A 15289-nucleotide genomic window follows, 5' to 3' on the forward strand; every position below is an offset into this window, starting at 1 on the left:
TTAGCCCACTAGGTTACAAACCTCGCGCCGCGATTTAATCGCCCCTAGATTGAACAAATTTCAATCCGAAAAGTTCAACACGCCCTAGTTTAAACGTATATATTTACATTGTTACCCAGTGTTGCAGTGACCGACTGAGCCGGTGATTGCGCACTTGTTGGCTGGGCAGCACCTTCAATTAGTGCAAGTGCTGCTGCGCCATCTGCTAATTGCTGCTTTTTAGACAAAGCAGCGGTATATACTTCACCACCTTGGCCAGAGCTAGACATAGCGGGTAGATTTCCACCTGATATATTCATCGTTATAAGCCTTAATCAACCTGACATTTAAATGTAATCCAAGTACTATATCGGCAATGCAGTACAAAGCTTTAGGAAAACCATGGATTCTATAATTGAACAACTCAACGCTAACTTAAAAATTGTTTATCGCCAAGCACTTGATGCCGACAAAAAACTAGATGAACTACAGCAACAAGGCCACGGTAAATTTAAAGCCTTGTTCCCAGCTGATGCCGGATTTAGTTTTGAAGCTAAACGCTTTAAGCCATACGTACTTGATGTAGCAGCCGATGTAGAAAGCTTAAGCAGTGAAGGCCTTAACGAAGAAAAGCTTAAAAAAGCTGTTGTTAAACTGCAAAGCTTATTAACCCTTTTAGCGACGTTTAAACACTAGTACCCCCATCATTTTTAGCTATAATTTTTTATGGGGCAGCATACCTAAAAAGAGCCTGAAGCGCAGTACTTCAGACTCTTCTTTAGATTTTTAACCGTAGAGTAGCTCTCTACAACGATAATAACTTAACTCTTATAACCATTTGGATTATTTGACTGCCAACGCCAAGTATCTTCCATCATGGCATCTATCCCACGCACCGCTTCCCAACCAAGTTCATTGAGGGCTTTTTCCGGAGCAGCGTAACAGGCCGCTATATCACCAGGTCGTCGAGGCGATACTTGGTAAGGAACGTCTTGACCGCTGGCTTTTATAAAGGCATTAACCATTTGCAGGACAGAGTAACCATTACCTGTGCCAAGGTTATACACGAGTGCGCCGGTGTTGTTAGCAATTTTTTCAAGCGCTTTTAAATGCCCTATCGCTAAATCAACTACGTGAATATAGTCACGTACGCCTGTGCCATCAACGGTGTCGTAGTCATCGCCAAATACAGCAAGCTGCTTTAATTTACCTACCGCAACTTGAGCAATAAATGGCAGTAAGTTATTAGGAATACCATTAGGATCTTCGCCAATTAAGCCCGACTCATGTGCGCCAACAGGGTTAAAGTAACGCAAAATAGCAAATGCAAAACGCTCGTCTGATTTAGCAATATCTTGCAGCATCATCTCAACCATTAATTTTGATGTGCCATATGGATTAGTTGTGCCACCTACCGGGAAGTCTTCTTTAATCGGTAAACTTGCAGGGTCGCCGTAAACTGTGGCTGATGAGCTAAATACGAGTTTAAAGACACCCGCATCACGCATAGCATCTACAAGTGTTAGCGTACCTTGTACGTTTGTTTGATAGTACTCAACAGGTTTAGCGACCGACTCACCAACCGACTTTAAACCCGCAAAGTGAATAACGCTCTCTATGGTATGTTTTGCAAAGATGGCGTCTAAAAACACTTTATCGAGAATATCGCCTTGGTAAAACGTAATATCTTTACCTGTGATTTGGTTTACGCGTGCAAGCGACTCTTTTGATGCGTTACTTAAATTATCAACAACAACAACTTCGCTGCCTTGCTGTAAAAGTTCTAAAACGGTGTGTGAGCCTATGTAGCCTGCGCCGCCTGTTACTAAAATTGCCATGAATGCTCCGTGGATACCTTTTTCAATTAAGTTAATTTCATCATATATTTGTACTATTTACATGCTTTATTTTAAAAGCATATTAAAATGGGTAAATATAATTAACCTAAACCGTGGGCAATAAACCGATCTCTAGCAGCTATTTTCAGCGCCTATTGCATTTAATTTAATTGCAATAGGCGAGCTATTGCCCCGTGAATTCGCCATGTTTTCATTGAGAATCTCTGGCTAGATAAATAAATTTAAATATCACTATAATTAAATATTTTCGTAAGTCTCTTAACAAAGGTTCAGGTTAATTAAGTGATGGTTAATAAACTAGTGTTAAACTTGTATGGTCTATTACTGGGCTAAGTCTAAATAATTAGCACTGCCCCTTTGGAGAATGTTATGAACTCAGTTAAAACAATCGCTATGGCAATGTGTATTACATTACCTGCATTTGCACACGCTGGAGAGTCTGTAGTTAAGTGGCAAGATTTTAAAGACTACCGCGATGTGCGCGCCTCTAACCAAGTCAAAGCGTCGTACCACAAGCAAATTGCGACTCAGTTCGAAAAACATTTTTCCAAACTTGCCGAGCAGTTGCCAAAAGGCTATAAGCTAAATCTAGAAATAACTGATATAGATTTAGCGGGCGATGTACGCTATGGGGGTATGGATGAAATACGCGTAGTAAAACCTATTTATTTTCCGCGTATTAAGCTCACTTACTCACTAAGCGATGATAAAGGCAGTATAGTTAGTGAAAGCGACGACGTAGAGCTTAAAGATATGGGTTTTATGGATAAAATTAAAATGGGCCGCGATGAGCCATTTTTTTATGAAAAGCGCTTGATCACCGAGTGGTTTGGCGAGCAAGTTTTAGCTAACCTAGATTAGCACTGAGCTGCTTAAGCAGTCAAAGCTGCAACACCATAAAAACACCGTATTAATAATTCAATGCGGTGTTTTTTTCAGTTACGATTTTATCTGCACTAAATCAAAATCAGCCATGCCTGGAACAATCGCTTGCAGGCGCGATTCGGTCACATCGAGTGCGTTTAAACATTCGCAATATTCAGAGGCTTTAAGCTCAAGTTGCTGAGCCTTTTTTTGCAGGGATTTATCTATTTCTTTAGAGATAATATCCATACGTTGGCCCATGTCGTTAATGCGATCTTCAATATTACCTTCGCGTGATTTAAACGCATCACCAAGCGACATTAAAATAGCTCCTAAGGAGCCATGTACGGCAGAGTGTATTTGCTGGCTAATTTCTTTAGTGAAAAAATCATCTATTTGCGAGAGCGACTGTGGCGCGATAAAAAAGAAATCATCACCGCGCTTAAACTTGTCCATCAGCGCGCGCTCTACGTACTGGAGCTGGGTTTTTAATACCTCAGGCTCTTTGTCAGACATTCCCTCAACCACATGTTCAATCGCGCTTAAACCTAAATTAACGCCATCGGTCGCCAAATTTACAAGCTCTGGCACCGTATGGCGAATACCATTGCTAAATTGCTCAAGCACTTTACTTTCTTCAGTACTTAAATCGACCCAATAACCCCGTATAAAAAGCTGATTATTGTTATTAATTTGTACACGGGTTTGGCCTTTATCTAGAATACGAATAACATCGTCGGTAATGATTAAACCATGACTCAACTCAACATCACATTGAGTTTGAGCGAGTACACTCGAACTTGAAAAAGCAAAACACAACGCCAATATCGCACGAGATAACAACGCCATATACACCTCAACAAGCTAAAAAAGGAAGGCCAGTAGGTTAACAAAAAACCAACTTTATGCAAGAAAAATAGCCATAGGCTTCATAAAGCTGCCTTCATATTTTGCCATTACGGGTGGACTTCCCACTGAAATTATCTTGCTGGGCATGCGTGCTTTTCGCTTTATTACTTATGTGATTATTGCTAACCTCGCATTAACGTTTTTTACTTAAACAATTTTTTGCTAACGGAATAATTATGCTGAAAAAAATATCACTGCTTGTCGGGATGGCAATGAGTACAAGTGCAGTGGCTAAAGGCGGTGTCTCTCCTTACTTACCATTAAACCAAGCGCCTGTACTTGAACATCAAATACAACGTCTTTTAGCTGTAAGTAAAAACACACATATAATAAGCAAACCCTATAAAGCGCATGATATTTACAATGTATTACAAACTATCCGACATACATACCCTGCACTATATCAAACGCTTTCTTATCAGCTAAGTCCGTATGTACAAAGCGATGCAGGGGCTTTTGCAAAAGTAACTATTGCCGCAGGTACAAAAGATAAAACATTACCAAACCAACGCGGGCAAACCACAAAAACAAACTTAATTGTCGAAGGCAGTGCATATGCCAACTTCGGTCGTTATTTTGGTGTAAGTGTGGCTGGCATAGCCAATGAAGACGAAATACTGCCAACACAAAGCTTTGTTTACCTAGGTTATAAATACGCCCAACTAGATATTGGCTACCGTGAACATTGGTACTCTCCCTTTGAAGACAGCGCCATGCTATTAAGCACACAAGCTAAAACAACGCCCTCTATAACAATAAGTAACGTAGAGCCTATCACTAGCTTTAACATTAGATATGATATGTTTATCAGCCAAATGACAGAGCAACGTGGGATTTTAAAAGAAGGTCAGCAGACAGGCGTAGAAAGAGTTTATGAGCCGGGTAAACCCTACTTATTTGGTCTTCATACAAGCTTTGCTGCTACCGATAATTTAACTATTGGTTTAAGCCGCTTAATGCAATTTGGAGGGGGGCCACGTACTGTCACCCTTAAAGATTTTGCAGAAGGCTTTTTTACCCCTGGTAGTAAAGACAACATAACAACTGCAGATGCAGATGAGCTAGGAGATGAATATGAGCTGGGCGATCAGCTTGGGGCAATTAGCTTTGAATACAATAATAGCCTCTACTCAGTGCCATTTGAATTATATGGTGAAATTGCCCTAGAAGACACACTAGGCGGAACCCGAAATAACGCGTACAGTTTTGGGCTCTACCTACCGTTTATTAGTAATGACCACAGCTTACGATTTGAGCACAGCAATTGGCAGCCGAGTTGGTATGGTAACCACTTGTACCTTGATGGAAACCGAAACTCGGGGAATGTCATTGGGCACTGGGCAGGTGATGAGCACGACTATACTGATTACACAGCAGCTAAATCAATGAGCGTCAACTGGCATTGGCAGTTAAGCCCAATAGAAACACTCAATACGACTATTCGTTCGCTTGAAAACAAAAACGATGGTTATAAAACTGGCTACGAACTACAAACAGCCTATACTCGTAAACTGGCAAAACCAATCATGGGCGCACAAAGTTTGGGAGCAGAGCTTTACCAAGGTAAAGATGTTTATGGCGAAACATTTGCCCGCTTGAGTGTGTTTGCTAACTTTTAAAGCAATTGATTCACTCCACCTAAAGAGCAGTTTAACAGCTCTTTAGGTGCGCTTCGTACCGAGGGAGTCTTTCATCTAAATAGAATAATTTAAAACCCTGATAGTGCTACTTTTTAATCACTACCAAATAAATCGCGCGTATACACTCTATCTGCTATATCACTCAACTCTTTCACCATACGGTTTGACACAACCACATCAGCGAGTTGCTTAAACTCGTTTAAGTCTTTAATTACCCGTGAGTGATAAAATTCCTCTTCTTCAAGCACCGGCTCATACACAACCACTTCAATACCTTTGGCTTTTATACGCTTCATTATGCCTTGTATAGCAGAGGCTCTAAAGTTATCAGAGCCTGTTTTCATTACTAAGCGATAAACGCCCACGATATTAGGGCTGCGCTTTATGATTGAGTCTGCAATAAAGTCTTTACGTGTAGTATTAGCATCGACAATCGCACCTATAATATTATTTGGCACATCTTGATAATTCGCGCGTAACTGTTTGGTGTCTTTTGGTAAACAGTAACCACCGTAACCAAACGACGGGTTGTTATAATGATTGCCTATACGTGGGTCTAAACCTACACCTTGGATAATTTGCTTTGAGTTCAAGCCGTGTGCTTCTGCGTAGCTATCAAGTTCATTAAAGTAAGCAACTCGCATAGCAAGGTAGGTGTTAGAAAATAACTTAATCGCTTCCGCTTCCGTTGAGTCAGTGAATAGCACTTCAACGTCTTGTTTAATTGCACCTTGCTTCAGTAAATTAGCAAAAATAGTGGCGCGCTCACTTTGCTCACCCACAACAATGCGTGACGGATGCAAATTGTCGTACAGCGCTTTACCTTCACGTAAAAACTCAGGTGAGAATAGTAAGTTGTCAGCCTTAAGCTGCTTTTTAATATCAGCCGTAAAGCCAACCGGAATAGTCGACTTAATCACCATAACCGCATTAGGATTATGTGCCACAGCATCTTTAATAACCGCTTCAACCGAGCGCGTATTAAAGTAGTTTGTTTCTACATCATAATCCGTTGGAGTGGCGATGATAACAAAATCTGCATTTTCATAGGCCACTTTTTTATCGGTGGTTGCTGTGAAGTTTAAATCATCACGCAGTAAAAATTCACTAATTTCAATATCAACAATCGGTGATGTCTTATCGTTTAAAAGCGCAATTTTGTGCTCATCAATGTCTAATGCCACCACTTCATTGTGTTGTGCTAAAAGCATTGCATTTGAAAGGCCTACATAGCCCGTCCCTACCACAGCAATTTTCATGGTATTCCTTTATGTTTAAAAATATTTTTACTATTTTATCAGAGCGAGGAGGGAAAACGAACAACCAAAACCGTAATTAAAAAATATCCCTTTTATAACACACCCGAGCGGTACCCGCGGGTGTGTTATCGCAAAAAGCGTGAATGTGTATTTAGCGCTTATTTATCGTGTTTTGTGAGTTGCTTGATATAATCAGAAAAATTTCTCCCTAACTTTTCATCACGCATACCGTATTCAACAATCGCTTTTAAATAACCCAGCTTATCACCACAGTCGTGCGAGCGACCACTCATATGAAAGGCTTCCACCGTTTCTTGTTTTATTAGCTCATCAATTGAATCAGTTAACTGTATTTCGCCACCTGCGCCAACCGGTGTTTTAGCAAGGAGTGGCCAAATAGTTTTACTCAGTACGTAGCGCCCTACCACCGCTAGGTTAGAGGGAGCTTTGTCTGCATTCGGCTTTTCAACCATGGTTTTAATAGCGGCACTATTGCCAGGAGTAAGCTGCACACCATTGATATCAGCAATACCATATTTACTTACATCTTCTTGCGCTACAGGCTCTAGCATAATTTGGCTTGCACGTGTCTCGCTAAAGCGTTTTAACATCGCTGCTAAATTTTCAGTTTTTTGGTCTGCCGTATATGCATCTAGTATTACATCAGGCAATAAAACAATAAAATCATCATCACCCACAATGGGCTTTGCACATAAAATAGCATGCCCTAAGCCTTTTGCTTCACCTTGGCGCACACTCATAATGGTTACATCAGCAGGGCAAATAGAGCGCACTTCTTCAAGCAAGGCACGTTTAACACGCTTTTCAAGCGTGGCTTCAAGCTCATAACTTGTATCAAAGTGATTTTCAATTGCATTTTTAGAGCTATGCGTGACCAGTACAATCTCTTTAATACCCGCGGCGATACATTCAGCAACAATGTATTGAATAAGCGGTTTATCTGCAATGGGGAGCATCTCTTTTGGAATTGCTTTGGTCATAGGCAGCATACGTGTGCCAAGCCCTGCAACAGGAATTACAGCTTTCATAGGTAGTCCTTTATAAGTGATTAAGTGCCTTTAAACTAGCAGTTAGTAGGTAGATAGTGGCTGAATGAAATAGAGAATGTCAAAAACTGCGCTAGGGAGCTATCTGTTTACACGTTTTCATCACCACCAAAGCGACTGAAAAAGGTGCGCATGTTAGTTACTCTATGTCTGCTCGGATAATATGGTATGAGCGCTTCCTCTGTATTAAAAGAACATTAAGCTACCTAACAAACTAAGTATAACGGTATGTTGAATACGCTAAGAAAATCCAATGCTAAACATTGATACGGGCCACAATTTCACATATTCTAAATCATCTATATATTGGCTTGGTTTGCCGCATAAAGATATGTAACAAGGACAATGAATAAGCATAGTACAAATAGCGACTTTATTTGTTCTGGCTAGTACTTTAGCTACCCTTATTATTGGTTTATACGCACTTAAAAAGCAATATCGCAGAGGACGCTTTTAGCTCGCAATCATACGTAGCTTTGCGCTGCAATCCAATACGTCATCTCTAGCTATTAATTGCGGCATTAGTGTCTAAACGCACTCGCTTTCTCATAAATAGTCAATTAATTACCTTGTGCTTTACTGGTTAATCGGAGTGTACGCGCCGAGAAAAACCGACTTAGCTAGTTTGATAAAACGCAGTATTGTGTATAATAATCCTCAAAGGAAAGACTGCTCTATAAAGGCAGTCAGGTATTTACTTTATATCTAAAATTGCAAGGAGAGCATGCTGTTTTGACAAATGATTTTAATTTATTGAATACACTAATCAAGGATGTTCACGCTAGAACAGCAGAGCATAAAACCCCCCTAGACTTTTTAATGCCTCGCGATTTTATAAAATCGCACTCTTATTTTACAACATTACAATGCTTAAAGGCTGCTAGCGGCTTAATCGAAAAGTACGAGGTGGAAAGCGATTTATATGCAAGCAGTGAGTGGGATGGCTTTATTCGTCAAAATACCGTATTCCCTTCGTGGAGAGAGATGCGTCTAAAGGCCGCTATTATCTATATAAAATACAAGCTACCCCACCCCCAGTAAACGCCTCATGTATGATCTATATTCCCATCTTGATTTATAGCTTTCTAAAGCTGTAATTTTGAAAAGAAGGTCTAAAAAGTTGATGCATTTAACAGGTTTTCTTCAGCATTTATAGTACCCGGCTAAATGTTTCTTTTAAAATACACTGTGCTTAGTAGAGTCATTAACGACTTTAGATCTAACGATACTAAATAGGCCCAGTGTAAGGCCAGATATGGCGTGCGCCGCTTTTAGATAGCCAAATTATCCTTTGTAGGACAGATGATTTCGCTTCACCATATTATGGGTAACCTCTGTAAAATATGAACATTTTTTACAGAACACGGGAATCGCTCATAGAAGAGGGGCGCTTTGTTCATCTTGATATCATAGAAGAAAATGACGCATCAGTGGAGAGTGACCAATTCGAAACTGATGCGACACCAAAACTTACTTTTTTACTGCTCAAAACCCTATGAGCAGCTTTTATTTTATCCCATCTTTTTTTATTTCAATACTTAGAATCTAAGCTTACAAGTTATTAAGAGTACCCACCTTATCTTTTTTCAAATCATTATCCGTGAATAGACTATAGATTTCATTTGAAATCAGCGATAACAATGTATACTATTTTTCCGCTAGTCGGTTGTAGTACTTATCAAATTGGATGATGAGTTAGCATGGAAGTAAAGCATAGTCATTTCCCAATATCCCTATCCAAGATGTACCCATATAATCGCCATATAGAAGAAAATTGGCCGTTGCTTTGTTAATCAACGAGCCATGGCTCACTCTGATATTAAACAAATAGAATTCGATTACAAACTAAATATTATAGGGATATAAAAACATGATGAAATGTGATGTTATCTACAAAGGGATCAGTCATAAAAATAATATCGCTAGCCTTGCAGGCATTCTTAAGCGCTGTTTTCCTGGCGCATCTAAAGCTGATCTAATCAACTATTTAAAGCAAGATGAACTCCTTCTATTTACTGATCTAGACGAAGAAAAAGCCAATAAAATTGAGCTCGCTATTATCAAGTTTGGGGGTAAAGTTGAGCTTCAATTTAAACATAATAATGACGATCTTTTTGATCTTGAAAAAATTGAAGAAGTAGATGACTTAGCTACAGAAGAAGAAATTGAAACCGTTGCTGTGGTTGAAGACATCTCGACAATAGGGGCAGCTCCAGCCTCCGCTGCTGCTCAAGAAGCCACCCTGGAAAATGATACCGCCAACGTAGACACCTTGCTAATAGCTAAACCATGGAAACGCATTGCAGCCGTGTGTATTGATCAGCTGATCACCATGCTATTTACGTTCGTCATTACGTATTTAATAATGACCTTATTCTCACCCTCAATTGAAAGCCTAAAATACCTTGGATTCGTATTCAGCCTTATTTATTTCACGCTAATGACAAGTAGTGTTTCGGGCGGACAAACAGTTGGTGCAAGGTTGTTAAAAATAAAAGTCGTAGATGAGCACTCAGCCCCACCAAGCTTACTTAACGCCTTCATCAGATCCGTTTCCTTCTTAGTAGGCTTAGCTTTTTTCTTCATATCAGCGATAAGCATCTTCTTCAACTCTAAGCGTCGAGGGTTTCATGATCTAGTGTCAGGTGCGTATGTCGTTGAAGAGCAAACGCCTAGCTTTATTAACTCGAACGCTTTTACACAAAAAGCACAAAAAGTAGCCTTTGAGCAACTAAAAAGAGCACAAACAATCGGCATGGTAAAATTACAAGAGTCAGTAGTACAAATAAATTCATCCATACCCTATTTGGAGAACGCAGGATACATTATCGAAGACCTTGAAATGGAAGTCGGTGTATCACCAAAAGTGAATGTAATTATTAAAATGAACAGTGAAACGACGCTATCAATGGAAGAACTAGAAGAAAAAGTTAAAGAAAAACCTGTCGTGGCAATGTTAGTTCGCGCGATAAAAATGAGCGCTGACTTGCAAAGAAAAGTTAACATTAGAAGCATGAAAAGCGTAGGCATGGAAATTAGTCTCGCCGTTACACCGTCGGTAAAACTCTTATTTACTAGGTAGCGCGATGACTAATCTTTAAATGCTCGTTTTTTAAAGGTGATATCATCCTTATACAAATCTAGAAGAGTCAGTGAATGAGCTTGTATTACATAGCACTGCATTAAAAGGTATTGCCACAGTTAAAAAACATTACCCAAAAATCGAGCGACATTAAGGCAGCGTGCTATGTCCTTTCGGGCACCAAAGATCTGGCTGACTTCAACATAAAGCTACTTTTCTCTGATGTGTGTAAGAAAAGAAATGCTGATGAGACTATGACTGCCGAAGAAGTATGGCGAATACATGAAACTTGGTAACTCAACTCATAAATGAGTAGCCTAGTTTTAAGAATATATTTAAATACATTCACTTTTGAAAAACACATAAAAGCGGTACACAACTATGAAATCAATTAAAAACTCTTTTTTGGCATTATCGGTACTTTCTCTTACGGCCTGTATGTCTACCCAGCCTCCAGTTATTACACAAGAGTCAAACGAGGTTTATCAATTTGATGATAACGCGAGCTTTGCGTTAAATGTAGCTCAAATGACACGTAAAACAGCGGGGTTATCAGATGTAGAGCTACCAGAAGATGCACAATTCAAAGCTAATAGTGGCTTAGTAGGCGCTGAATACGCTATGTCTTTTTTAACTGGTGGCTTAGTTGATTTAGCGGGTAGTATGGGTGCTCAATCACAGGCCGATAGAGCCTTTAACTGGAAGCCTATGCTTGTGTTTTTAGGTGATGTAAATGAGAAAACCGTTGATGCTGATGCTTTAAAACTTGTCGAAAAAGGACTAACTGAAACCTTCAATAATATAGAGGGGACTCAGTACGTTGGTATAGCCAGAAGTAGAAGCTCACATCTTACGAATAATTTCATGTATTTTTACAAAGGTGGGGAATTGTGCCACTCAGAAAGAGTGCATGCCAACTATACGTCGCCTGAACCACACCCTTTATTTATAGATTACGACCCTGAGTTATTTAACGGTTCGTGCTCATCTGCTGTAAAGATAGAGGTTACAGGTAAAGTCAATTATAAAGGTGAAGATAAAGATGTTGTAACCATGACAATTCTAAATGGTTATGAGGGATATGATAGTATTGCAGTTAAGACCGCCGGCTTTGCCCTTGTACCAAAGTCTTATGGTGTATGGGGAAGCGGTATTAAATACACTGTTCCAGCACCATATGTAATTCATGACAACACTATGTATTTATTTACTAAAGAAAATTCGTCTTTTAAATTAAAATAATTATTCTAAATTGATTATTAATTCCATTTTTGTTGCCAGCCCATTTAAGGCTGGCAATTTTACATATTAATGAATATCAGACACTTTCCTCGCTTCCAAACGGATCCGATAGTTCCCGCTATTAGAAGAAAACACTCCCCTCCCCGACAGCCCTTATACAGTAAGATTTTCCGCCATATTTAGCTTTGCATATGAGACATAAAAACGTCTGAATTTGGCTGTTTGAGACACTTCCACCTCGCAAAAGGCTGAGATAAAAATGTGTAAAAATGCACTTTTTGCTACCTTCCCCCCATTCTGTATCACAGCATTAGTACTAGCTTCGTCTATCCTATCTCGCTGTATTGAATTTGGAGGGCTAACGCTTTGCACAACTTGTTCATCTAATATTCGCGCCTCTCATGTTAGTAGTCGTTTTAGCTACTAGACTTAATTCATTACTTGAATATTCTTTATATAGAAGGTGGAATACATGACAAAAAGGCTACCCAGCAGATATGAGATTGTTGAACCGACGCTCGCTTTAATTGAGTCGTTAGATACAAAGGCGTTATATGAGAAATACAAAACTAAGGAAGGGTGGTTAAATCGAGGTCGGCTTATCCAAAAAGCCAACCCACTATTATTGTTAAAACAAGCTCAAAATCGTGGTAGCCGTATTTATGGTTCGTTACAACCAGCAGCTGACGCGAAGTCAAAAGAAGCCTTGGAAAAGGGCTGGATAACGAGGCTAAATAAAAAGCAAGCACTAAAATACCAAGACACAAATATTGGCGAATTAATTGAGCAAACGTGTAAAAAATATTCTACTCAGGGTGAAATTGCGGCAAATGAATGCCAGTTAAGAATACACTTAGAAAATATACATATTTCAAAGAAAGATATTTGCAAAATTAATGAACAGTTCTGTTCTTTAATGATAGGAAAAACCGATGAGATATTTAGTGCATGGTCTGTGGTTAATTTATACTGGGCTGTATTTACTAATAACCGACGATATATTGGCTTAGACAATAATATTATTTATTCATCCTTAAAAGAAGTTATATTTGGTAACTATTTATACCTCAGCAAAATTCCATTTGAAGCTCACCCTTCATTCGAAGCTATTCAGCGAGAGGCTGATTTTAGGCTCTGTGACTTTGACATTTATATTGAAATACTTATGTGTGATCCTCACGATAGCCGAGCTTGCTCCAGCACATCTAAACGGGCAGCATATTCAAAACGCACTAAAATTAAAAATAACGAATATCAGGAAAATAGTATCAACGTGGAGTTGGTTAATGGTGATAACTCTGACAAAGCTTTCTATGAAGACATTAAAACATTAATATATAACCTTTATCCTAACCATATAGCACCTAATTTTACATCTATATGCAAATTTAAAAAAAATAATCTCGCGTATTTGTTAGCATTAACACCTGATGAAGTGCACAAACTAATTGATGATATGTGTGGTAGATCTAATTTTAGAAACAATAAGTATGCAGAATATAAATTCTTAAAAAATAACTATCCAAACTTTTCGGTAATATGGAAAAATTCAAAAGCTCGATGGCAAAAAAATAAAATTAATAGTTCGGTCAAATCTAGACAAAAAAACTCTAATAAAATATCAGTATCTGAACATGTAGAAATAATTTGGAAGTCTAATCTGCATAAGGCAATGGGTGCTAAACCATGGAAGTGCAACCGACAATTTCTTTATAGAGCTTGGATAGGACATTATGATAAATATAAAGATGTATTTAAAAGTTTTGGGATAACACCAGCCCCTATTGACTTCAAAACTACTTTCTATGTTGGAGCCGGTCCAAATAACAAAAACCTGAGGTTTGCTAGCTTTATTAATACTGACAGCACAGGGTCCAATCATGGTGTTTCACCATGATTGTGTAATCAATATTGTTTATGGCACAAAATATGTATTGATTATTTCCCATAGTAATTCCCATACTGAAGCACTATTTGCCGCCAGATACAGGTATAAACTTGGGGCAATTCCCATAGTGAAGCACTATTTGCCGCCAGATACAGGTACAAACTTGGGGCAACTCCCATAGTGAAGCACTATTTGCCGCCAGATACAGGTACAAACTTGGGGTAATTCTCATAGTGAAGCACTATCTGCCGCCAGATACAGGTACAAACTTGGGGTAATTCCCATAGTGAAGCACTATTTGCCGCCAGATACAGGTACAAACTTGGGGTAATTCCCATAGTGAAGCACTATTTGCCGCCAGATACAGGTACAAACTTGGGGTAACTCCCATAGTGAAGCACTATTTTCCGCCAGATACAGGTACAAACTTGGGGCAATTCCCATAGTGAAGTGGACTTTGCCTAAAAAAGAGCAGTGTTAATCACCGTTCAACGTTCAACGATTTTGTTAAGCGTACCCATCTGTAGTGGCATAGTTAATTAGGCCACCCATTAAGAAAGATGAACTGGTTCAATTTTGTCTATTAATTAATCACTGACAGTTTAGACAATGTATTTCGCAGTTAGGCTCGACACTCGTCATGAGTTAAAATTCTATCAAATATAGATCTAAAGAATGATGCAAATGATGTACGAAAAATATTATGTATACTATCCAGCGAGATTACTTCATTCTGAACACCGGTTTGCTCGACAACATTAGATAAAGCCTTAGTCTGTACATATTAAATTTGTACTAAAAATTTTCAAAGTTATAGTTTAATATGAAGTTTAAAATATACTCATCAGGAGATAATTTATGAACGCAATACAAATAGCCACTTTATTAGTTTTAGCTATGTCTGTAGTGACTCTCGTCACTGGTTTATACGCACTTAAAAATAGAAACAGATAGTGTTCTTTTATCTAATTAGTAATGTTTTCCAGCTTTGATAGCGTATAAGGTCGACATAGGTATTTCGTGTCCCAAAAACCGTATGTGATTCAGAATATAATTAATAACATTGCTATATTATATTGCTCAGGGCTTTGCGGGTTAGCTGCGCACGCTAAAAGTAGTTGTCATTAATTATAGTGAGTTACTAATGAGTACGGTACAAAATAAAAGTACAAGGCACGACTTTCTCAATGTCGTCACGCTTGGTAAATTAAATACACACTCAAACCCTATGACTGAAATAGCCATCGTTAAAGAAGGTTTAACTACAGCCGGCTTATGTACTTTTTCTACCTTAATGCAATGGGAACTGAGTACTTTAGCAAAAGCGCTGGGCACAACTGAACGTACTTTGTTACGTAATAAAGATAAGCCTTGGTAATCTCCCCATTTTTAATGGAGGTTATCTGTAGAATTTTCGTTGTTTAACTTTTCCAGTTTTTGTATGGGTGTTATCCCACCTATGCCCATGTTAGGGCGTTCATTATTATAAGTCCATAACCA

13 protein-coding genes are annotated in these 15289 nt (G+C 38.8%); 8 read left to right on the forward strand and 5 right to left on the reverse strand.

All coding sequences use genetic code 11. The annotated features are described in order from the left end of the window. Positions 1-89 precede the first annotated feature (89 nt). Positions 90-299 (reverse strand): hypothetical protein, encoded by a 210-nt coding sequence (locus PSI06_RS02745; RefSeq protein WP_024031488.1) that lies wholly within the window; start codon positions 297-299, stop codon positions 90-92. Between the two features lie 82 nt (positions 300-381). Here PSI06_RS02745 and PSI06_RS02750 point away from each other — a divergent pair, with 82 nt between their 5' ends. Next, entirely contained in the window at positions 382-675 is a 294-nt protein-coding gene (locus PSI06_RS02750) for a prephenate dehydrogenase (RefSeq protein WP_138611650.1), read from the forward strand. 125 nt (positions 676-800) lie between these two features. Here the strand turns inward: PSI06_RS02750 and galE are convergent, their stop codons facing one another. Further along, positions 801-1817, reverse strand: a complete 1017-nt coding sequence (gene galE / locus PSI06_RS02755) for a UDP-glucose 4-epimerase GalE (protein WP_138611649.1) — start codon at positions 1815-1817, stop codon at positions 801-803. A 390-nt stretch (positions 1818-2207) separates the two neighbouring features. Here galE and PSI06_RS02760 point away from each other — a divergent pair, with 390 nt between their 5' ends. Beyond that, complete coding sequence (locus PSI06_RS02760; RefSeq protein WP_138611648.1) at positions 2208-2699, forward strand: DUF3016 domain-containing protein; 492 nt, start codon at positions 2208-2210, stop codon at positions 2697-2699. Positions 2700-2777: 78 nt separating this feature from the next. Here PSI06_RS02760 and PSI06_RS02765 read toward each other — a convergent pair whose 3' ends face one another. Continuing rightward, on the reverse strand, positions 2778-3551 hold the full coding sequence (locus PSI06_RS02765) for a YggN family protein (protein WP_029773261.1): 774 nt from the start codon (positions 3549-3551) through the stop codon (positions 2778-2780). 236 nt (positions 3552-3787) lie between these two features. Between PSI06_RS02765 and PSI06_RS02770 the strand changes: the two genes are divergently transcribed. After that, entirely contained in the window at positions 3788-5230 is a 1443-nt protein-coding gene (locus PSI06_RS02770; protein ID WP_273604306.1) for a capsule assembly Wzi family protein, read from the forward strand. Between the two features lie 113 nt (positions 5231-5343). Here the strand turns inward: PSI06_RS02770 and PSI06_RS02775 are convergent, their stop codons facing one another. Beyond that, positions 5344-6510 (reverse strand): nucleotide sugar dehydrogenase, encoded by a 1167-nt coding sequence (locus tag PSI06_RS02775; protein ID WP_273604307.1) that lies wholly within the window; start codon positions 6508-6510, stop codon positions 5344-5346. A 158-nt stretch (positions 6511-6668) separates the two neighbouring features. After that, positions 6669-7559: a UTP--glucose-1-phosphate uridylyltransferase GalU gene (gene galU, locus PSI06_RS02780; RefSeq protein WP_273604308.1), complete on the reverse strand. Its 891-nt coding sequence runs from the start codon at positions 7557-7559 to the stop codon at positions 6669-6671. A 750-nt stretch (positions 7560-8309) separates the two neighbouring features. Here galU and PSI06_RS02785 point away from each other — a divergent pair. The 5 genes from PSI06_RS02785 to PSI06_RS02805 all read left to right on the forward strand — a co-directional run bounded on the left by PSI06_RS02785 (position 8310) and on the right by PSI06_RS02805 (position 15167). Further along, a complete protein-coding gene (locus PSI06_RS02785) occupies positions 8310-8618 on the forward strand; it encodes a hypothetical protein (protein WP_273604309.1) in 309 nt (102 codons plus the stop codon). A gap of 829 nt (positions 8619-9447) precedes the next feature. Continuing rightward, on the forward strand, positions 9448-10659 hold the full coding sequence (locus PSI06_RS02790; RefSeq protein WP_273604310.1) for an RDD family protein: 1212 nt from the start codon (positions 9448-9450) through the stop codon (positions 10657-10659). Between the two features lie 381 nt (positions 10660-11040). After that, positions 11041-11901, forward strand: coding sequence for a hypothetical protein (locus PSI06_RS02795; RefSeq protein ID WP_273604311.1), 861 nt, complete (start codon positions 11041-11043; stop codon positions 11899-11901). 472 nt (positions 11902-12373) lie between these two features. Then, positions 12374-13798, forward strand: coding sequence for a hypothetical protein (locus PSI06_RS02800; RefSeq protein WP_273604312.1), 1425 nt, complete (start codon positions 12374-12376; stop codon positions 13796-13798). A gap of 1135 nt (positions 13799-14933) precedes the next feature. After that, positions 14934-15167, forward strand: a complete 234-nt coding sequence (locus PSI06_RS02805; RefSeq protein WP_273604313.1) for a hypothetical protein — start codon at positions 14934-14936, stop codon at positions 15165-15167. The last annotated feature ends 122 nt before the right edge of the window (positions 15168-15289 follow it).

Origin of the sequence: Pseudoalteromonas sp. GABNS16E (assembly GCF_028598715.1) — a bacterium.
GTDB classification, from domain to species: Bacteria; Pseudomonadota; Gammaproteobacteria; order Enterobacterales; family Alteromonadaceae; genus Pseudoalteromonas; species Pseudoalteromonas atlantica.